Source organism: Aminicella lysinilytica (genome assembly GCF_004362975.1).
Taxonomy (GTDB): domain Bacteria; phylum Bacillota; class Clostridia; order Peptostreptococcales; family Anaerovoracaceae; genus Aminicella; species Aminicella lysinilytica.
Genome location: NZ_SNXO01000008.1, coordinates 1 through 20,558 on the forward strand (window position 1 = coordinate 1; position 20,558 = coordinate 20,558).

The window sequence follows — 20,558 nt, forward strand, 5'->3', positions numbered from 1 at the left end:
TACACAGGCTTTTATTTTGCTTTTTGTTTGTTTTTTGTATACAAAAGGGGCCTCGTCATTAACGAATCTCTTATTCGTTAATGCGACAGCCCCTTTTGTTGAAATTTTAATGCTTTATTGTTATAATTAGGTTATATCAAGTGTGTGTAGGAGAGGTGGAGCAATGTTGACAAATAGAATGAAGTCTGAAAAGGGCGCTACTATTTTGATTGCATTGCTGTTTTTTCTTTTATGCGCCGTAGCGGGATCAGTAGTACTAGCAGCTGGAACAGGTGCTTCGGGTAGAGTAAGTAACCTGGTTACGGATGAGCAATCATATTATTCAGCCACATCAGCTGCCAGAATGTTTAAAACTGAGATAATGGACAAGACCTTTGATTGTGTATATAACAGTAAGACTGATGAATACACTACCACGGTCACAGAGGGTAAACCGGACACCAATTTTGATAAGTTCCTTAAGGATAACGCCCTTACGGTATTCAAGGTAAATCAGGAAGTGGCAACTACATTGCCATCGAAAGATCTGACAATAACTCCTTCCAGCAGTGTCGGAGAAGATAATATAAAAGATGTGACCAGTCAGTTTACTATGGATAAAAATTATAACATATCGGTCAGTTTCAACTGTGGAGATTTCACCTGCTATGTAAGCGGGACGGCAACCTTCATAAATGATAAGAAGCAGTATAAGACAACGCTGTCTGACGGCAGTACTCAGATAGAGACCAACCTGACCTGGACAGATGTCAGGATCAGCAAGCAGATGCAGTAGGGTAGATTTCGGGAAGTGTTTTTATGGCAGATATGATCAGAGAAAAATTAATAAGCAGAAAAGGCGAGTCTCTGGCAGAGGTGCTGATATCAGTTCTCATAATAGCCGTAGGGCTTGTAGTACTGTCGACTATGATCATGGCATCCAGCCGTATGGTTGACAAAGGTCAGACTAAGATGACTACTCAGTATAATGGCGAATCGGCTATGGAAAGCCAGAACGCCGGCAAAGCAACTGTCAGTACAGGGAAAACCATAAGCATCAAGGAGGGTAGCTCTTTGGTATCGGATATTACCGTCAGTGTCTACAGTGATGCTGATTCGAAGCTTATGTCATATGCAGTAGAGTAATAGCTATGAAATATTTGTTTGAGAAAAAAATGAATAAGAAAGGCTTCACCTTATCGGAGACGCTGGCCAGTGTCCTGATACTGATACTGGTAGTGACCATAATAGGCGGAGGCATAGTAGTCGTGAAGAACGCATACCAGCGCATCACCCTTAAGGCCAATGCTCAGGTGCTCATGTCAACAGCCATAACCAAAGTCAGCGATGAGTTGAAATTTGCCGAAGACATAGAGGGCACAGACACGCCGACATTCGTCAGCGGCAACAACAGCTACAAGATGTCTTTTGTTAACGGGGACGGCACAGCTGATAACCTCGGCATTATGGAAGCCTATGCGACGGGAGACAGCACACAGAACATACAGCTTTTGTCAACTAAGACCATGACTGACGGGCTGGTACCGTCGATAACATACAATTACAGCAGCGATGATAAACTCTTCACTGCGACTATAGAAGTTAAGAAGGACGGCACTACAGTGTCGAAGCAGACTATAACAGTCAGACCTCTGAACGAGTGATCTGACCTGAAGGAGCTCAGGATGAAGTACAAACGTCTTGGAGATATGCTGTTGTCGGTAGATCTGATAACAGAGGAACAATTGAATGAGGCTTTGGCCAAACAGAAGGAGTCCAAGGACAGACTGGGTAAGGTGCTGGTCGATAACGGGTACATTACAGAGTCACAGCTGATCGAAACTCTCAGAATGCAGCTTGGTATCGATTTCATCGACCTGACCAAGGTGGATATCCCGCCGGAAATGTCATCCTATGTGCCTAAGCACATAGCCAGAAAAGACAACATCGTTCCGGTGAAACTTGTGAAGGATACTTTATTCATGGCTATGGCAGATCCAATGAACTTCATGGCTATAGAAGAGGCCAGGAAAACCTCCAAGAAGAGGATAGTTCCGATGATCGCTTCTTCCACAGCTGTAGATCACGCCATCAATACGTTATATGGAAACGAGGGCGCGGCAGAGGCTATGGCTCAGATGAGAGCTGAGGCCGGCATCAGACAGGATGAGGCTGAGGAAATCAACGAGGGCAACGCCAATGCGCCGACTATCAGACTGGTGAACTCCATTGTAGAGAGAGCATATACCGAGAAAGCCAGCGATATACACTTCGAACCTTCCAGTGGAGACATGAACGTCAGAATGAGAATAGACGGAAGACTCCACAACATTCTGAAGATCCCGGGAGACCTGAAGGATCCTGTTATCTCAAGGCTGAAGGTCATGGGACACCTGGATATCGTCGAGAGACGTATACCCCAGGATGGCAGAGCTGAAATGAAACTTAAGAGCAAGGACATCGATATGAGAATGTCGACCCTGCCGACAATATACGGCGAGAAGGTAGTAATAAGACTTCTGGCCAGAGATGAGAACATGCTGGATCGCAGAGGCATCGGCATTATGGATGCGGATTCAGACAAACTCGATAAGATGATGGCTAATACCAGCGGCGTTATACTCATAGTAGGACCTACTGGAAGCGGTAAATCATCGACTATGTACACTCTTATCAAAGAGTTGCTCAATGAGTCCACCAATCTCATAACCCTGGAGGATCCTGTAGAGTACAATATCGACGGGGCCACACAGGTGCAGATCAACGAGAAGACAGGGCTCACCTTCGCCAGCGGACTGAGGGCCATCCTGAGGCAGGACCCTGACATAATCTGCGTAGGCGAGATCAGAGATGGAGAAACGGCAGAAATCGCCATGAGGGCCGCAATGACAGGACATCTGGTAATATCTACCATACATACAGAAGACGCAGTATCGGCTATAGACAGACTTCATGACATGGGAGTCGAGCCGTACCTGATTGCAGGCGGCCTGCGGGGCATAATATCACAAAGGTTAGTTCGCGTCATCTGCAAAAACTGCAAAGAGGAATACGAGCCTGACAAAGAGAAACTTAAGATGGCCGGCATCGACGATGTGCCGGGGAGGAAATATTATCACGGCAGCGGTTGTGACATGTGCTTCCACTCAGGCTACAGAGGCAGAACAGGAGTCTTCGAATTCCTGCCTGTAAATGACAAACTGAGGAAATGCATCAACGATGGAGCCAACAAACAGGAGATCAAGCAGATCATCGGCGAATCAGGATTCGTGACCATGCAGCAGAATGCCGAGGCACTGGTATCAGAGGGCGTTACAACGGTAGAAGAGGTCTGCAGGACATTGGGCATGGTCGAATAGGAGATAGATATGAAGGTAGAAGAACTCGTCAGAAAAGCAGCTTCTATGGGAGCTTCAGATATTCACCTGATCAAGGGCATACCTGCCATGTGCAGGATAGACGGCCAGCTTACAGAACTTGAGCCGGTGGCTCTGTCAGATGATAACTGTAAGGCTATAGCCAAGGAACTGGCAGGGAAGTACTATTATCAGATAGAGGAGATCGGCCAGTTGGATCTGGCAGCTACTATAGCAGACGAGCGTGTGAGGATAAACCTTTTCCGCCAGCAGAACAGCATATCGGCGGCATTGAGAATACTCAGCAACAAGATACCTAAGTTGTCTGATCTTGGACTTCCGCCGGTAGTGGATGAATTTCCTACCTGGCAGAAGGGCATAGTCCTGGTGACGGGAGAGACCGGAAGCGGTAAATCCACCACACTGGCGGCTATACTGGATGAGATCAATCACACCAGAGGCGAGCATATAATCACTTTGGAGGATCCTATAGAGTATATCTACACTCCTGATAAGAGCATAATAAATCAGAGAGAAATAGGCAAGGATACAGAAAGCTACGCAGATGGTCTGAGGGCCATACTGAGAGAGGATCCGGATATCATCCTCATAGGTGAGATGAGAGATCTGGAGACTATAGAAACAGCTTTGACAGCAGCAGAGACAGGTCATCTGGTCTTCGCTACATTACATACTAATTCCGCGGCAGATTCCATAGACAGAATAGTGGGAGTCTTCCCGGAGGCAAAGCAGGGGCAGATAAGACTGCAACTGTCCACCACATTGAAGGCAGTACTTGCTCAGCAGCTTCTGGTGAGAGCATCAGGAAAGGGCAGAGCAGCAGCCTGCGAGGTCATGGTAGTCACATCGGCTATCAGAAACCTCATAAGAGAGGGCAAGACACCGCAGATGCAGTCATCTATACTGGCGTCGGCCAATGTAGGAAGTCTGACTATGGATAATTGCCTGATCAACATGAGCAAGAGAGGGATAGTCAGTCCGGAAGCGGCTTTCGAGGCGGCTATGGACAAGGATTATTTCAAAAAATATATCTCAATAAGATAAAACTACAGCAAGAGCGAAAGGAAAGGAAGTGAGGCAGGCTTGATAACATATCAATATAAGGCTGTGACCGCTGACGGTATCAATACCAGAGGCATAGTCCAGGCGACCGATGAGTTCGCTGCAGTAGCCAAGATCAAGGCTACCTGCCCCGTAGTCACCAAGCTTACCCCCGTCAAAGAAAAGACAGGTTTCCTGTCCATGGAGGTGGGAAGCAAGAAGGTCAACGCCAAGAACCTTTCGGTCATGTGTTCCCAGTTCGCCATCATTCTCAGATCCGGAGTCAATATCTCCCGATGTATGACAATGATAGCCGAACAGACAGAAGATAAGAAGCTGAAGAAAATGCTGGAGGGAGCTGCCGACGATGTGGCAGAAGGAAACGGCGTAGCAAACAGTTTCGAGAAGAACGCCAAGGGCCTGCCGGTTACTTTCCTGGAGACAGTGAGAGCCGGAGAAGAATCAGGAACCCTGGAAAATTCATTCAGCCAGATGGAGAAGTACTATGAGAAATCATATAAAACTTCTCAGAAAATAAAGAGGGCCATGACATACCCGGCCTTCGTCCTGGCAATAGCCGTCATCGTGCTCATAGTGGTAATGGTCAAGGTCATACCGACCATAGCGGTTACCTTCAGCGATCTGGGAGGGCAGATGCCTGTAATGACCAGAATGATGATAGCCATGTCAGATTTCTTCGCCAGTTACTGGATATTGATCATAGCAGTTATTCTGGCCCTGGTGGTAGGGCTGAAGATCTACTTCAATACAGAGAAGGGCAGAACCTTCTGGGCGGGAGTCCAGTTGAAGATGCCTGTACTGGGTAAGATTAATGTCCTTAACGGAGCCAGCCAGTTCGCCAATACCATGGCGGTGCTTCTGGCCTCGGGACTGACAGTCAACAAGGCTGTGGAAGTCACGGCAAAGGTCATGGACAATTATGTTCTGGGCATGGAAATATCATCTATGTCGGGGAAAATCGAAGAAGGAAGGCCACTGGGTGAGTGTGTCAAGACCAGCGACCATCTTCCGAAGACCCTGAAGGAGATGTGTGCCATAGGCGAGGAAACAGGAGAACTTGACGAGACTCTGGACAACATCGGCGACTACTTCGACAATGAAGCAGAACACGCCACGGCCCAGGCAATAGCCAAGATGGAACCGACCATATTGGTGGTAATGGCCATATTCGCGGGATTCATAGTGATCTCCATATATCTGCCGATATTCACCATGTATAATCTCATGTAAGTGAGTATGAAATTATCTCTATACTTTATGATTGCATGCCAAACCGACTACAACCCGATCGGAAGGCTGTAATATAACAGTATGTAAATTGATTTAAACGATTAAAAATAGGAGGAAAGAATATGTATAACATGATTCAAGAAAACAGACAGAATGGTAAGAAGGGTTTCACCCTTGCAGAACTTTTGGTAGTAGTTGCTATTATAGCAGTGCTGGTAGCGATTTCCATCCCTATCTTCACTTCTCAGCTTACAAAAGCTAAGGAATCTACTGATTTAGCCAATGAAAGAGCTGCAAAGGGCGCAGCAGTTACTATGTACCTGAGCGCAGAGGATACCAACGGAGCAGTATATTACTACAATGCAGATAAAGGCGTTGTCACAGAGACAAATTCCGGAATCACAGGATATGGTAAATACAAAGACGGTACTGTCGATCATGAAGGCAAGATAGTAGAAGTTACTATCACTCAGACCGCGGGTAAGGATGACAGTTCAACTGCTACAACTTGGGTTGCACCAGGCAAATAACCCTAATTACCTAATTCACAGTTTTGACATTTTTCCTAAGGGGCCGTCGGGTTGCGGCCCCTAAAACCATAATATAAGATAAGTTATCTTGACATTTTACAATGGGCCTACAGGAGGGCTTGTTGGAAAGTATCAAGGAATGAGATATGAGAAGTTTGAGTGACAAGAGAGGATTTTCAGTACTGGAAGTGTTCTGCATCACGGTCATCTGCATTCTGCTGGGATTCATAGTCTATATGGGAGTCAGTACGCTGGACAATTATCTGGACAACGGCAATGACGCCATGATGGCTAATACCGCTGAATCTGTGGCCAGAGTAGACCTTGCTTCCAGTGATTGCGTCATCAGCGACTGCGACGGCAGGAAGGATGAATGCTATCATAAAGACAGTTCAGGCTGGACCGTCGGATATTACGACAGAGTCACTCATGACATAGTATCGAACAAGATGAAAGGATACAACGAATACGGCCTTCTTAGAATAGGCAGCACCTATTACAGAGGCAACAAGAACAGTATGATAATCAAGGTCGAGGGAAAGAATATGACCATTAGACTCAGTTGGGTACAGGGAGCGAATTAGTGCTAGGACAGAGCTTGTTTTTAACAATATACATATTGACCATCGCATTTATTCTGGGAGCCATATTCGGCAGCTTCATAAACTGCATGGCCTGGAGGATCGCTAACGGAGAAAGCGTAACCAAGGGACGCAGCCACTGCGCAGTATGCGGACATCCACTGGGAGCCTTAGATCTGGTGCCCATATTCAGTTACATTTTCCTTCAGGGCAAATGCAGATACTGCGGCAAGAAGATCTCGCCCAGATACATGATAATAGAACTGGTCATGGCAGTAGCCTTCGTGGCTGTAGTCGTCAGGTTCGATGTGACCTTCGAGGCCATGAGATATCTGGTGCTCATCTGTATACTCATGGGATTATCCCTTGTAGACCTGGACAAATATATCATCCCGGACAGATTCATCATCGCCGGCATAGTCTGGTGGGCGGTGACTTTGCCCCTCATGGAAGAACCCTGGCAGATGCAGTTGAAGCTGGGCCTCATAGGAGCCTTCGCCATTGCAGGCGGAATGCTTGTGCTGAGCCTTTTGTTCGACAAAGTGATGCACAAAGAAAGCCTCGGCGGCGGCGATATCAAGCTCTTTTTCATGACAGGCCTTTACATAGGGCCGTGGATCGGACTTTTCAACCTGATCCTGGCATGCATTGCAGGCATAGTATTCGTGATCGTGCTTAAACAAAAGAAAATTCCTTTCGGACCGGCAATATCTCTGGCAACATTTTTCAGCATATTGTTCGGCTGCGAAGTTGTAAACTGGTATTTTACTTTATTGTAGTGAGAGGACAGAAGAATGGCTAAGAAAAAACTCATCGGATTCGAAATAGGCAGCTACAAGATGAAGATGGCTCTTTGCGAAAACGGCGTAGTCGAGGATTATGTCAACGTGAAGGTGCCGGACAATCTTGTGAAAGATGACGAGATCGTATCATGGGAAGCCATGGCGGATTTTATTAAGGAAACTCTGGAGGAGCATAAGATGGCGGCAAAGGAAGCGGCTATAGCGCTTCCTGACAAGCTTACATACATAGCACGTATGACTATGCCCCTTATGACCATAGATCAGCTTAAGGTGAACCTGCCTTTTGAATTTCACGATTATATAACAGAAGACATCGATAAATACTACTACGATTATTCTGTAATAAGCATCGATCATGAGGCGGTCAACGGTAAAGGCGAGATGGATCTTATGGGCGTAGCTGTCCAGAAGGAAACTATAGATAAGTATAAGACCATGTTCAGGAGAGCAGGATTGAGACTTACTCTGGCGGCTCCGGAAGCGTCGGCTTACAGGAATATAATCAAGGATTATGAAGAAGTCCATAATATTACGGAGAAGAAGGACTACGCTATTCTGGACCTGGGCCATCGGACTATCAAACTGTATTTTTTCACTAAGGGAGAGTTCGAGGTCACCAGATATATGGAACCGGGCTGCAGTTCTCTTATAACTGCGGCGGCAGATAAGGATGCTGTGGATGAACACATAGCTCAGATCAATGCGGAGAATAATAAGGACGGCGTACTGAGCAGCGATCCTCTGAACGATATATATGGCCAGATAGGCGTGGAAATAATGCGTGTAATGAACTTCTACGGATTCAACCATCCGGATAATGATCTGGATAAGATATATTATTGCGGAGGAGGAGCAAATATCAGGCCTCTCATAGATTCCATATCAGAGGCGGCAGGATATCAGATGGTCAGCATAGGAGAGCTCATAACTGATGATACAGCTTTGAAGAATGAGATAGTGCAGGGGCCGCAGGCTCTGGGAATAGTTTGGGAATAGGAGGAGCTTATGGATCTTAAAAGTCTTGGAAGCAAACAGATAGGCAAGAAGGAAAAGTATCCGGAAAAGACCTCCATCAACCTGGTCGTCAGAGAGAAGGATCACAATGATCCTAAATTCCAGATAGCGATTTTCGTCGTGTTCCTGATCATACTTGCAGTGTTTGTAAAATTCATGGTAATAGATCTGATTTCAGATTCTGTCAAGGCTCAGAACAATTATGAGACTATGCAGTCTCAGATAAGCACTTTACAGGAAAATAACAAGGACTATGCCAAAATCAGAAAAGAATACAGCAAATATGGAAACGGATATCTTAACGATGACGAGAAAATAGAAGCAGACAGAGCCACTGTCATGAGCGTTATCAACGATAATGTTTCAGATAAGGCAAATGTTACTGCCATAGATATTTCCGGTAATGTTGCCAAGGTAACAGTTGACGACGTCAGTCTTAAGACTGTATCAGGCATAGTATCAGATCTGGAAGACAGCAGTTCCGTATCCTACGTGAATGTGTCCACGGCAGGTTCGACTGATAACACGGTTTCAGCCACACTGTCCGTGAATTTCAAAGAAGCGGGAGGTGACCAGTAATGATGAGCAGAGAATTTACTAAGAGAGAAAAGATATTGCTCCTTGTTATGTGTGTTCTTCTCGTAGGAATATTATACTTTGAATTCGTATATAAGCCTGTAAAGGCTAATATCAAGAAATATGACACAGCCAAGCTGGAGACTACATTGCAGACAGAGCAGACCAAGTCCATGAGCATCAAGAAAATGGAATCGGAAATGGCCACTAATAAAGCCGGCAACGTAGGCGTGGTCTACGCATATAACAATGTGAAAAGAGAACTTAAGGCACTTAACAGTATATTCTCGGGAACCAGCAGTTTCAATCTGGAATTTGCTGATCCTGTCAAGGATGGAGACGCCGTAAGAAGGAACGTAACCATTACATTTACTACAGGCAGTTACAGCTCGGCCAAGGCCATAGTCAAGGAGATACATAACTGCAAATACAGGTGCCTTATCAGGACTATCAGCCTGACTTCCGCAGACAGCACAGTCAATGGAACCATGCAGGTAACATTCTTCGAGACTCTCTACGGAGCTAAGAATTCCGATGGCTTGCAGGAAGCGGATTCTGCTACTACAGGCACTACATCCACTACGACAACCAACTGATTGGAGTATAGGCAGGTACAGTACGGGTCAAGGGAAGAATAGAGAAAGATAATGTTTAGGGAAAGTAGTGTAAAATTCAATAACAAGAAGGGTTTTACTCTTGCGGAGCTGTTAGGCACTCTGGCCATTACGGTGATTTTACTCGCCATAGGCATGGTCGCCATACTTCACTATTCTAATGTCCTTAAACTGACGGAAATGGACAATAATTCCAAGGAAATATTTATCGCGGCCCAGAACCACCTGACCCAAGCTCAGGCATCAGGCGCTTTGAAATCCTATGATATTGCCAATAACGCTGACGGCAGGCTGGGCACGGCTATGACTAACGAACCGTCTGATTTCCAGGAAGCCACCGGCAAGACATGGCCGGAAAACGGTAAAGATGCTGATAACGCATATTATTACATAGTCTATAAACCGGGAGACACTTCTACCCGGAACGATACCATTCTCAAGGATATTCTGCCTTTCGGTTCAATTGACGAGAACCTGAGGACAGACGGATATTACATAATCGAGTATAACATCAGGACTGCCACAGTCTATGGTGTGTTTTATAATGATTCTAAAACTCTCAGCGTAAACGACGAGGGTGCCGGATCGTATCTGAACAGCACGGCCGCAGGCAGTAAGGTCAGAGCCGACAGCGATAGCGGGCAATCTGCCAGGATGGGCTATAAAAGCGCCACCGGCGATGATTTTGTGCTGGGCTATTACGGCGGGGCCATGGTCAACGTTCTGGGAACAAAAATAACTGCGCCGACTATCCAGGTGAGCAACGGCAACAAGCTGCAGGTAAAGGTCACGGATCCTAACTATTTCAGGTCCGGCGGCGGCACCCAGCTGAAGACCTACATAAATCTGACGGTCACAGGCCTCCAGAGCGGAAGTACTAAAACTCTGACTCTGGATCTGACATCATCGGGGGATAAGGGCGCCAAGACCAATGATAATAAGATCTACTATGACAGCTGGTCTGTCAAATCCGACGATGGCAATACAGCCAAGGAATATACCATAAATCTGGACGACATCACTCGTGATGGCGGGCATTTCGCTGAAATGTTCACATCATTCATACCGGGGGAGGACATTACGGTCAAGGCCACATGCTCAAGCAACAATGTGCTTACTCAGGTCATAAGCAGCGATAGCATCAAGACCAACAGCCTTTTCGAATCAGTAACGCCAGACATGAATGGTCTGACTACTTACGCGGGAACTGCAACGGCTGATGTTACCTGCATAAGACACATAGAGAACCTGGACAAGAATGTATCGGGTCTGCCGATGGCTGAGAATACAGCTCCGGCAGTGACTACTTCTGATACGACTAAGAATAAGTATATAATCACGGCAGTCAATCAGAGTAAAAACATTGATTACAAGGACTTCACCAATAAGGTGGAAGATAGTTCCGGCGCCTTCAAGATATACAAGAGCGGTACCTCGAACAGCCTTGCGACCACCAGTTATTATGGCATATACAACTATAATCTGGAAACCTATACAGGAAACAAGAAGACCATCAGCAACATCGTGATCGATAATAAAACAGAGAGTGAATCACCGGCAGGAGACAGTAACGGAGCACTCTTCAGATTGGTGGCTGCAGATTTCACTGTTTCGGATATTACATTGAAAGATTTCGATGTTTATTCATATAAAAATGCTGCGGCTCTGATTGCTGAAGCAAATAAAGATGGCAATCATTTAGTTGTAAATATTACCGTTAAGAATGTTCTGGTGGACGGCGGAACATTTGAGGCTACTATGAATAAGGGCAATGCCGGAGGTCTTATGGGTTATTGCAAGTCTAACAATGGTGGTATAATAACTGTAACAGACTGCAGTACATCTCCTGATTCAGTAAAAACAGAAAATGGTGATGCAGGTGGTTTCATTGGAGAAATCGGAAGCACTGCAAATATTACCAATTGCTATTCTGCAGGCAGGACTAAGAATGGTGAATATTCTAAGGATGATTATAATGTTACAGGCGCTTCATCCGTAGTAAACAGCAATAACGATGTACCGGCAGCAGGAGGTTTCCTTGGAAAAATAGGTAATGCGAGCAAAGTCGATATAGAGAATTGCTATTCCACATGTTCCGTCAAGGGTTATCACACAGGCGGATTCATAGGGTATGATGGATATAATGGCGGTAACAAGGACTGCGTAAATTGTTATGCTACTGGTCTTGTCAGTGGTTCCACCGGCAAGACAGGAACCTTTGCTGGAACATCCCAGAAAACTGAATTCGATGATTGCTATTATCTCAAGGGCATAAACAGCGATTCACTTAGCTGGATAGCGAATAATAATAATGCCAAGGGTACAGTAAGCGGTGTTTCAGGCGATGATGTGAGCTCAGGTAACATTGGTTCCAAGACAACTGCTTCAGAATCATATCCGGAAGACGGGACACTGACTACAGATCCTTATCGTATGGTCAATAAGACAGGGGCAGTAAATACGGACAACTACGCTCACTATGGCGATTGGCCAGTAGCGGAAAAGAATATTATAGGGACTAACCTTATGGCCTACAGAGAAGGCAATAAGAACGATGGATATCAGTGGTATATTAAGGGTGCTACAGTCAAGAATGGCAAAGTTGTAGTAGATACAGTCTACGATTCACTTATCAAGACCCATAACCAGGGCGACTATATAAGCGACAGCGAGGATACGCCGGTCTATGGTATGCTGGCTAAGACTAATATAGTGCCGGATTCATATAATGGGCGTTATTACTTCCGTGCGGATACGGATAACCCAAATGGTATTAAAATAGGAAATGAAACATATTACTTCTTTATATGTACAAGTAATACTTGGGGCGATACAGGAAGGTGGTATCTTGATACAGAAAAGAAATATAGTGTTTCTTATAAATTCAATGTTAAGTTTGGAGCTGCAATCAGCGCCAACAACGATTTGGGAACAAAGAACTGTCCGTATCATGTAAGAACTGAAGCTCAATTGAATAACATAGAATATTACTCAAGTGGATATTACTCAAGTGGATATTACTACAAACAGTCCTGTGATATAGATCTAAGGAATAATGCTTATTCAGAATCGGTAGTATATGCTAATTTCAATGGCGTATATGATGCCACATATGAAGGAAACACCGGTTACAATATTACCAGGATGAACATCAGCGACAGCAATGGCGGTGGCAGTCTGGGATTATTCAGGTCAAATTATGGAACTATGAAGGGTGTCACCATCACTGATAGCAACATAAATGTAAGCAGTTATTCCGTAAGTGATGTTGGTATGATTGCTGGAACAAACACAGGTACCATGGAAAACTGCAGTACAGCAGATAAAGATAATAAATTGTATGTAGACATAAGCAGAACATATGATACAAGCGCATTATATACTGATACTACGGGAGGCAACTATGATACTATAATGATGAATATAGGTGGACTTGTTGGAAGGGTTAACGAAAATGGTGTGTTGACCAACTGTTCAGCAGGCGGAAGTGTTGTCTGCTACGGACGTAACGGATATGGAGACATCAATGTTGGTGGTATGGTAGGCTTGGTATCTCAATATAAGCAAAATGAACCGGATATAACCAAGTGTGCTTCAAATACAGATATAAAGACATACTATGAAACGACATACAATACTACAGCGCATATGAACGTAGGAGGATTTGCAGGATATCTGCTGGGATGCAACATCTACGACTCCAAGGCGGAAGGCACTATGGACTGCAGGTCTGCTGAGACTAATCTCGGAGGATTTATTGGAAAGGCAGCCACATACTTCAATTATGGATACGGAAATTCTTATTATCCGCTTATTACAGGGTCATTCAGCAAGATGGACATATTGTATATGGATATACAAAGCACCAGCAATATAGGTGGATTCATTGGAGAAGCAACGAGAACCATAGAAACAGATGACAAGTGGATATGTACTAACTGTTATGCTTCGACTTATTTTGACAGTACCAGCAGATCAGATGCAATTCCGGCGCTGTTTATAAAAGAAAACCACGGAAACACGAGATCCCATTATAATCATGCCGTCGAGAGGGATGCTGACGGAACAATTGTATCGAAGAATTGCTTTGACGGTCACCATGATATTGCTCAGAATAGTTCTTTGCAGAATTATGCATTGGCGGCACCTCTTTGGAACGATGATATTGTTTACATTAAGAGTGCTGACGAGTATAAACTGCCGACTACATTTACAGGATTCGACTTCGATAATATATGGGAGATCAAGGATGGCGCATCCTACCCAACACTACAGGATAATCCGGAATAGAGAGTATGTTTAAAGAGAAAACCAAAAACAGAAGAAAATCAGGGAACGCGGCGCTGATAGCCACTATAGGGATCAGCGCCGCCCTTATTATAGTTGCAGTGATCCTTATCTCCGGGGCTGTGACCAGAGCCAGCCGGGCAGATTCACTGGACAACTGCGCCAGAGAAATTTTTGTTACGGCTCAGAACCAGCTTACCCAGATAAGCGAATCCGGGGGGCTGTCGGAATATGACAGTAGCAACAGCCGGGGATACCTGGGGTCTGAAATCAGCAATGTCAGCGGTTCAGCCGCTTCATATTACTGTCTTTCCTATGTGCCGGGCGGCGCAGCAGACCTGAAAGACACCATACTGAAAGATATTCTGCCGGCAGGCTCTATTAAGAGCAGCCTGAGGACAGGTGGATACTATATAATCGAATATGATTTCGCCAAGGCTAAAGTTAAGAGTGTTTTCTACACTGACAGTAAAGAGGGCCTCAACGAGATGACTCTGGGAAGCGAGGTCAGAGGAAACAGCAGCAGCGCACAGAAAGAGCGTAGAAAGTATGTTACCAACAGCGGCGGCGATGCCCACGTTATCGGATACTGCAACGGCAGCGGTATAAGTAAGGTAAACACTACTCTGGAAAAGCCTCGTCTTCTGGTAAACAACGGAAACAAGCTGACTGTGACAGTCACGGACCCGAATTATTTCAGGAAAACCAAGAAGGGCGTGCAGTTTGACACTCATATAGCTCTGAAAGTAGTTGGCGCAGACAGCGGCAAGGTGGCTACATTGGACCTGACTTTGAACGATGACGGCACAGAGGCCGCAGACAGGGATGAAAACTTCTGGACAGTGAAGACCATTGGCACAGGCAAAGACAAAACTCTGCAATATACCATAACCCTGGACGACATCACCAGCCAGGGCTGTCATTTTGCTGACCTTTGCGGAAACCTGATCCCAGGGGAAGACATAGACGTTTACGCGACCTGCGGCACATCGGCTGCTTTTGGTATCAGTGTCACCAGTAATGTAGGCGTCAGCAATAGCCTTTTCGCCGGTGTTTCGACAGGCCAGGAAACCAATGACTACGGCGCTACGGCGGAGATCGCCAATATCAGACATCTGGAGAATCTGGACAACAGTGTTTCCAATCTTCCGAGGCGAACCGGAGATTCCGGCGCCAGGTATGCCATCAGTTCCGTATATCAGACTGAAGATATAAGCTGGGACAATTTTATCGGCGGCGATAATGTGAATATTTACGGATATGAGAAGGACAAGGACGGCAAGAACATAGTTCTGGCTTCTAACAGTTATTACGGAATCAGCAATGACGCCATCACGGCTTTCGATGGCAAGGATCATAAGATCAGCGACCTGGTAATCATGAACAACGGCCTCCGCACTTACATCAAGGACGAAGCCGCCGGTAATGCCGGGCTTTTCCGCAGGATATCATCGTCGACCAAGGTCAGCAATCTGACTCTGGAGGATTTTCACGTGACTGCGCCGGAAAATGCCGGAGCTCTGGCTGGGGATGTTGCCACGGCTAACGGCAACGGGTACTCTGCAGGCGATGTGGAGATTTTCAATGTTCTCGTCAAAGGCGGAACTGTAAATACTTCTACGACTAAAGGCGGCAATGCCGGCGGCCTCATTGGCAATTGCAATATGCCCGGCACAAAGGTAAGCGTGGATTTCTGCGGCGCTTCGGCGATCGTCAGGGCGGCGTCAGGCAATGCAGGCGGTCTGATCGGAGCTATAGACTCTCAGGCTACTGTGGATAGCTCCTATGCCGGCGGTCACACGAAGTCCGGGAAATATTCATCTGTAAATATGAATGTAACTGCTGATGAGGGCGATTTACTGACTGAAGATACTAAATCAAATGCAGGCGGGCTGATTGGTAAGATAAAGGCTTTCGATGATCAGGTGACTGTATCTAACAGTGATTCTACATGCTCAGCTAAGGCCGTTAATGCAGGGGGACTTATAGGAAGTGATGTGGGCAGTAACGGTGGCCACAGTTATTCCGGCTGCTATTCAACAGGCCTTGTAAGGGGCGCACATAAGGGAACATTTGGTGGCATGGCAAAGAACATATCCCTTAGCAATGTTTATTATCTCTCCGGCATCAGCGGGAAGACGAAGGCTATAGGTAGTTCAGCAAAAATCACGGGAAAAGCTGAGAAGGCCGGTTACTACGACAGTAGCAGGATCGCCCGCGACAATTCCACAATAACTCATGAGACAGGAACCTTCGACAAGACCATAAATGGAGAAAAGTATCCTTTTGTTATGGTTAATAACGCCGGAGCCAGAAGCACCTCAGCCAACTACGCCCACTACGGCGACTGGCAGAAGCCGGATGGCCTGGGCGAAGAACTCAATGGCAAGGCCATGTTCACCTACAGAGAGGGATCCAGGGGCAATTACAGATGGAAGATATTGAAAGGCGTCCTGACCGGAAATAAACAGGTCAGCGTCAGTTCGGTTTACAATAATTTAGATACAGTAAACAGTAGCGGCAAGCCTGTTTATGGACTTCTCACAGAAAACAAGATTGAAACATCTTCGTTTTACAGGGCTCCGGAAAAGGTGACCATAAGCGGAAAGACTCTGTATTTCTATGAAGTCAGAGATGTCAGCGGCAGCAAGGATAAGATCACAGGCCCGACTATATCTCTAAAGAAGGGCAACTGGACTGGCACATTCCGCTTCAGCTTTAACCGTGCCTTCGCCGGAGCTATTGGCAAGGCCGGATCATGGCAACCGGGCACTGAGGACGATCCTTACGAAGTCCGGACAGCCAGTCAGTTTGAGAATGTCAATAAATATACGACATCAAGCTTCTGGCAGTCATGCAATATAAAGCTGACAAAGAAATACAATGGACCGGTAATCAGCGGCGATTTCGACGGTACATATACGGCGGCGAAAACCGATGGTGCAGGCGGATATACTATCAAAGGCCTTAGCGAAACAGTGAAGAATGAAGCCTCTGCCGGGCTTTTCGAGAGCGTAAGCGGCAAAGGGACAATAGTCGGACTCAAGCTGGAAGGCAGGGTCAGCTTAGTCTTGAACCAAACTGTTGGCAAGGCGTCCAGCAAAGTGAATATAGGAGGTCTGGCAGGAAGCAACAAAGGTTGCATCAGAGATTCTTCGACTGACATTTCCATTAATGTAAACTACAGATCCACATCTAACGTAATCAACGCAGGCGGACTCATCGGATCATCTGAGAACTTTGGATATCTGGACAGCTGTAAGTCAGAAGGTAAACTGACATGCAAAGGTAAGGGCATGAATCATATGCGCATAGGCGGACTCTCCGGCGCCTGCGATTCTGCCGCATTCCAGCAGGACGCCAGCGTTATCAACAACTGCACAGCTGAAGCAGACGTGACTGCAGACTGCAGCAACGGCGGCGTCAACAGCAATAATACCCTTTGTATCATCGGCGGTCTGACAGGCTATCTGAAGGGCGGGCATGTTAGCGCCAGCGGAGCAGAGGCCAGCATAAGCAGCACATCAGCAAACAATTACATCGGCGGACTCATAGGCTACACGGGCAGTTACGAGAAGACTGTCGCCAGCAATGATACAAGAATCGAGAAATGCTACAGCAGGACATCCATAGACAGCAGTGCCCAGGGAGGCTGGACCAGCGGATTCATAGCCCACAGCGTATATAGCGATAAGAGAGCATTGACCATAAACGATTCCTACGCGGTCACAGATTTCAACAGTAAGACAAAGGGTACGGCCATATTGTTCCTGGGAGGAAACAACAAACGAAACACCATAGATAATTGCTATGCAATAGAACTGGACAGTCATGGGGACATCGTCACAAGCCAGCGGACATTTACGGCAGGCGCTGTTCTCAAGAGTGATTCCTACTGCTATACCTGCGCCAACAAGACATTGGTACAGGAAGGAGTCAGATCACTGAAGGCAGCGGATTTCGCCGATATCACCAGCTTCAGCAACTGGGATACGGGGACCTGGCAGGTAGCAAACCAAAAATATCCTACGCTGAGCATCGAAACAGCAAATAAGTAAAATAATATAATTAATTTTATTATAGATGTCACAAAACGCTCCTGAATCACCTTTACTATTATATAGGATAGCACAAAAGGGTATTTTACAAGGGGAGTGATTCATTTTAAAAAATTATAAGCCATGAGAAATTCAAGTAGAATCAATTATTTATTTTGACAATGCATAGCCCAAAGATGGGATAGCATTACTTATTTACAGGAAGGAGAGCGTGATGTCTATAATATATAGATGTTTCGCGACGAAAAAAATGAGAAAAATCATTTCATTGGTTATATGCTTTGCACTATGTAACATAATGACAAGTATTGCATTTGCAAACTGTGGGGACAATTTAGCGCATGAAGATAACACTTTGGCTAACAAAATATGCGACTTATCAAATACAGAACTTAATGGCTTTAAGTTTGATAATGTACAGTCAGACTTATGTGAGTTGGATGTGGTTGGAATAAGTAGTAGTAACCTAATGCAAATAGACGTTAACAATAATGCCTATAAGTATAAATACCAGATTGGTGATGATGGAGTTATAACATATGCAAATGTTGTAAACAACGGAGATGGTAGCATTGACTATTACTTTAAAGAGGGAGCCGTTGAGGATATTGTTACAATTGATGGTGATAATAATTTGTTTATAAATGGTAAAGAAGTACATTATAATTATGAAATGGGATCAAATCCTGATGTTATATTCAAAGCAGCTGGAAATGTACATTATCATGACTCGACAAGCCCTAGTTATGGCCAGCCTTCGGATTATACACAGGGGCCTACTATAATAAATTATAGTGATATTGAATTAGAGCAAAATATTGCAAAGTATACAAAGGCAGCGCTTTCTGCGGTTATAGTTTGGGCAGTTCCAGCATGTAAATTAATTGCCTCTGTACTGGCAGGGTACATAATAGAAAAAGCAACTACAGATGAAAAAAAGGCCAAGTCTTTGTCAGTAAAAACAGAAATTAATTATCATAAAAAGTCTAAAGCCGGTTGGCTAAACGGGGATTATTGCAGACAACTGAAAGCTAAATGGTACTATGAGAAAGGTTATAAAAAATATGCCACGAAAGGTACGGTGTATAAATGCGGATATGTGATTAACTAAATTGAATCTTAATTAACTAACGAAGCAGATTTGGATCATATTTAACGTTTTGCGTTTCCAAAGTGTATATCACACGGATAAGCTTTTTAGCAACGTGTGACAATGCAACTCTGTGAGGTTTTCCTTCACTACGTTTCTTGTTATAGTATGCAGCAAACACGGGATTGAACCTGATCAGCGGAATGCAAACATTCATAAGTGTAAATCGCAAATGTGAGGAACCTCGCTTAACCATTTTCCCGGTATGTTCGGAGATCCCGGATTGATAATACACTGGTTCCATTCCTGCAAAAGAAAGCATCTGAGCAGGGGATTTGAACCGAGAAATATCACCGAACTCCGAAACAATAACGGCAGCTGATAACGGCCCCACACCATAAATAGACAGAGTGGGTTTATCGAGGGCTGTAATCAAATCAATGATTTGAGATTCAAGTTCATCAACTTTGGCGGCGATTGTCTTATGCAAATCAAGCAGCACAGACAGTTCTGAATCCAAAATCTCGTTTGTTTCACCAACGGTATTCGTTGCAAGATCCTTGAGGTTAAAGAATTTTGCCAATGTGAAGCGATTACGCTAGATTTTGCGAGCAGTCACAGAGAATTTATTGCCAAAGAATGGCTTAAATTCAGGAAAAACGTGATCAAGTACATTGGTGATCTTGACAAGATAGAAGCTACGTTGACGAACCAAAGCATCACGCAAGCGAGTTAGTGACTTTAAAGAGTAAAGGACAGAAAGAAGTTTGGAGAAACCGTCAGCATCGTTTTTAACGACAAGGTCGTTAGCAATCACTTCACCATCAGAATTGATGATGTAACAATCGTGCTTGTACTTGGAAATATCAATTCCTACATAGTACATAAAAACCTCCTTAGGTTATGGGTTATAACGAAGCACTGCATGTTTGCCACAGGATCTTCCGCTGTGTAGACTCGTAAATAAAAACATCAAAGTGTTAACTAACTCATTACCAGTAAAACGAAAAGACTGTGGTCTGTGTCTCCTTGTAATAGTCAAAGCTATAGAATTATAGATACAAATCCACAGTGCAAATATATTATATCGTCGGAATATGTCCGACGCTACAAACAAAAAATGAGAAAGGAGAAGTATGACGATTATCAACTGATATTTGATAATTAGATTATACGAGAAAGTATGAAGATAAATAAACCAAAAAGAAAGTATGCCTGGGGATTACTTATTTTAGCAATCATGGGACTCATAGCTAGCGTTCAGATAAATAATGAGGATAATGTTACTGTATTTATTCGAATAATTTTTGCTGGAATGATAGGCATAGCTGTCTGCGATATCAAAGAGTAGATTTGT

General features: G+C 44.8%; 18 protein-coding genes. 16 read left to right on the forward strand and 2 right to left on the reverse strand.

Annotated features, from left to right (window positions below; all coding sequences use genetic code 11):
- Window positions 1-163 precede the first annotated feature (163 nt).
- The 15 genes from EV211_RS03195 to EV211_RS03265 all read left to right on the forward strand — a co-directional run bounded on the left by EV211_RS03195 (window position 164) and on the right by EV211_RS03265 (window position 19,222).
- Window positions 164-775 (forward strand): hypothetical protein, encoded by a 612-nt coding sequence (locus EV211_RS03195; RefSeq protein WP_133527992.1) that lies wholly within the window; start codon window positions 164-166, stop codon window positions 773-775.
- Window positions 776-798: 23 nt separating this feature from the next.
- Window positions 799-1,125, forward strand: a complete 327-nt coding sequence (locus EV211_RS03200) for a type IV pilus modification PilV family protein (protein WP_133527993.1) — start codon at window positions 799-801, stop codon at window positions 1,123-1,125.
- A gap of 5 nt (window positions 1,126-1,130) precedes the next feature.
- Window positions 1,131-1,643, forward strand: coding sequence for a hypothetical protein (locus EV211_RS03205; protein ID WP_133527994.1), 513 nt, complete (start codon window positions 1,131-1,133; stop codon window positions 1,641-1,643).
- Window positions 1,644-1,664: 21 nt separating this feature from the next.
- Window positions 1,665-3,338 carry a GspE/PulE family protein gene (locus EV211_RS03210; RefSeq protein ID WP_133527995.1) on the forward strand — a complete coding sequence of 558 codons (1,674 nt, stop codon included), beginning with the start codon at window positions 1,665-1,667 and terminating at the stop codon, window positions 3,336-3,338.
- 9 nt (window positions 3,339-3,347) lie between these two features.
- The gene (locus EV211_RS03215) at window positions 3,348-4,400 is read left to right on the forward strand and encodes a type IV pilus twitching motility protein PilT (protein ID WP_133527996.1); all 1,053 of its coding nucleotides are present in this window, start codon (window positions 3,348-3,350) and stop codon (window positions 4,398-4,400) included.
- A gap of 39 nt (window positions 4,401-4,439) precedes the next feature.
- Complete coding sequence (locus EV211_RS03220; RefSeq protein WP_133527997.1) at window positions 4,440-5,648, forward strand: type II secretion system F family protein; 1,209 nt, start codon at window positions 4,440-4,442, stop codon at window positions 5,646-5,648.
- Between the two features lie 122 nt (window positions 5,649-5,770).
- Window positions 5,771-6,178, forward strand: coding sequence for a prepilin-type N-terminal cleavage/methylation domain-containing protein (locus tag EV211_RS03225; RefSeq protein WP_133527998.1), 408 nt, complete (start codon window positions 5,771-5,773; stop codon window positions 6,176-6,178).
- Window positions 6,179-6,324: 146 nt separating this feature from the next.
- Window positions 6,325-6,762 carry a hypothetical protein gene (locus EV211_RS03230; protein WP_133527999.1) on the forward strand — a complete coding sequence of 146 codons (438 nt, stop codon included), beginning with the start codon at window positions 6,325-6,327 and terminating at the stop codon, window positions 6,760-6,762.
- Between the two features lie 14 nt (window positions 6,763-6,776).
- A complete protein-coding gene (locus EV211_RS03235) occupies window positions 6,777-7,538 on the forward strand; it encodes a prepilin peptidase (RefSeq protein ID WP_207667981.1) in 762 nt (253 codons plus the stop codon).
- A gap of 15 nt (window positions 7,539-7,553) precedes the next feature.
- Complete coding sequence (pilM, locus tag EV211_RS03240) at window positions 7,554-8,558, forward strand: pilus assembly protein PilM (protein ID WP_133528000.1); 1,005 nt, start codon at window positions 7,554-7,556, stop codon at window positions 8,556-8,558.
- 9 nt (window positions 8,559-8,567) lie between these two features.
- Window positions 8,568-9,155 carry a hypothetical protein gene (locus EV211_RS03245; protein WP_133528001.1) on the forward strand — a complete coding sequence of 196 codons (588 nt, stop codon included), beginning with the start codon at window positions 8,568-8,570 and terminating at the stop codon, window positions 9,153-9,155.
- Window positions 9,155-9,748, forward strand: a complete 594-nt coding sequence (locus EV211_RS03250; RefSeq protein WP_133528002.1) for a hypothetical protein — start codon at window positions 9,155-9,157, stop codon at window positions 9,746-9,748. Before EV211_RS03245 ends, EV211_RS03250 begins: the two co-directional genes overlap by 1 nt.
- A gap of 51 nt (window positions 9,749-9,799) precedes the next feature.
- Window positions 9,800-14,056: a type II secretion system protein gene (locus EV211_RS03255; protein ID WP_133528048.1), complete on the forward strand. Its 4,257-nt coding sequence runs from the start codon at window positions 9,800-9,802 to the stop codon at window positions 14,054-14,056.
- A gap of 5 nt (window positions 14,057-14,061) precedes the next feature.
- The gene (locus EV211_RS03260; RefSeq protein WP_133528003.1) at window positions 14,062-18,111 is read left to right on the forward strand and encodes a hypothetical protein; all 4,050 of its coding nucleotides are present in this window, start codon (window positions 14,062-14,064) and stop codon (window positions 18,109-18,111) included.
- A 250-nt stretch (window positions 18,112-18,361) separates the two neighbouring features.
- On the forward strand, window positions 18,362-19,222 hold the full coding sequence (locus EV211_RS03265; RefSeq protein WP_133528004.1) for a hypothetical protein: 861 nt from the start codon (window positions 18,362-18,364) through the stop codon (window positions 19,220-19,222).
- Window positions 19,223-19,238: 16 nt separating this feature from the next.
- Here the strand turns inward: EV211_RS03265 and EV211_RS10865 are convergent, their stop codons facing one another.
- Window positions 19,239-19,784: a transposase gene (locus EV211_RS10865; protein ID WP_243108538.1), complete on the reverse strand. Its 546-nt coding sequence runs from the start codon at window positions 19,782-19,784 to the stop codon at window positions 19,239-19,241.
- A gap of 15 nt (window positions 19,785-19,799) precedes the next feature.
- Window positions 19,800-20,087, reverse strand: coding sequence for an IS110 family transposase (locus tag EV211_RS10870; RefSeq protein WP_243108539.1), 288 nt, complete (start codon window positions 20,085-20,087; stop codon window positions 19,800-19,802).
- A 297-nt stretch (window positions 20,088-20,384) separates the two neighbouring features.
- Here EV211_RS10870 and EV211_RS10665 point away from each other — a divergent pair, with 297 nt between their 5' ends.
- Window positions 20,385-20,552, forward strand: a complete 168-nt coding sequence (locus EV211_RS10665; protein WP_166635353.1) for a hypothetical protein — start codon at window positions 20,385-20,387, stop codon at window positions 20,550-20,552.
- The last annotated feature ends 6 nt before the right edge of the window (window positions 20,553-20,558 follow it).

Coding starts and splice junctions, on each gene's coding strand:
- EV211_RS03260 (WP_133528003.1), top strand. CDS start 14,062: ATGTTTAAAGAGAAAACCAAAAACAGAAGAAAATCAGGGAACGCGGCG.
- EV211_RS03265 (WP_133528004.1), top strand. CDS start 18,362: ATGAGAAAAATCATTTCATTGGTTATATGCTTTGCACTATGTAACATA.
- EV211_RS03195 (WP_133527992.1), top strand. CDS start 164: ATGTTGACAAATAGAATGAAGTCTGAAAAGGGCGCTACTATTTTGATT.
- EV211_RS03225 (WP_133527998.1), top strand. CDS start 5,771: ATGTATAACATGATTCAAGAAAACAGACAGAATGGTAAGAAGGGTTTC.
- EV211_RS10665 (WP_166635353.1), top strand. CDS start 20,385: ATGAAGATAAATAAACCAAAAAGAAAGTATGCCTGGGGATTACTTATT.
- EV211_RS03215 (WP_133527996.1), top strand. CDS start 3,348: ATGAAGGTAGAAGAACTCGTCAGAAAAGCAGCTTCTATGGGAGCTTCA.
- EV211_RS03245 (WP_133528001.1), top strand. CDS start 8,568: ATGGATCTTAAAAGTCTTGGAAGCAAACAGATAGGCAAGAAGGAAAAG.
- EV211_RS03250 (WP_133528002.1), top strand. CDS start 9,155: ATGATGAGCAGAGAATTTACTAAGAGAGAAAAGATATTGCTCCTTGTT.
- EV211_RS03230 (WP_133527999.1), top strand. CDS start 6,325: ATGAGAAGTTTGAGTGACAAGAGAGGATTTTCAGTACTGGAAGTGTTC.
- EV211_RS03205 (WP_133527994.1), top strand. CDS start 1,131: ATGAAATATTTGTTTGAGAAAAAAATGAATAAGAAAGGCTTCACCTTA.
- EV211_RS03200 (WP_133527993.1), top strand. CDS start 799: ATGGCAGATATGATCAGAGAAAAATTAATAAGCAGAAAAGGCGAGTCT.
- EV211_RS03210 (WP_133527995.1), top strand. CDS start 1,665: ATGAAGTACAAACGTCTTGGAGATATGCTGTTGTCGGTAGATCTGATA.
- EV211_RS10870 (WP_243108539.1), bottom strand. CDS start 20,087: ATGTACTATGTAGGAATTGATATTTCCAAGTACAAGCACGATTGTTAC.
- EV211_RS03255 (WP_133528048.1), top strand. CDS start 9,800: ATGTTTAGGGAAAGTAGTGTAAAATTCAATAACAAGAAGGGTTTTACT.
- pilM (WP_133528000.1), top strand. CDS start 7,554: ATGGCTAAGAAAAAACTCATCGGATTCGAAATAGGCAGCTACAAGATG.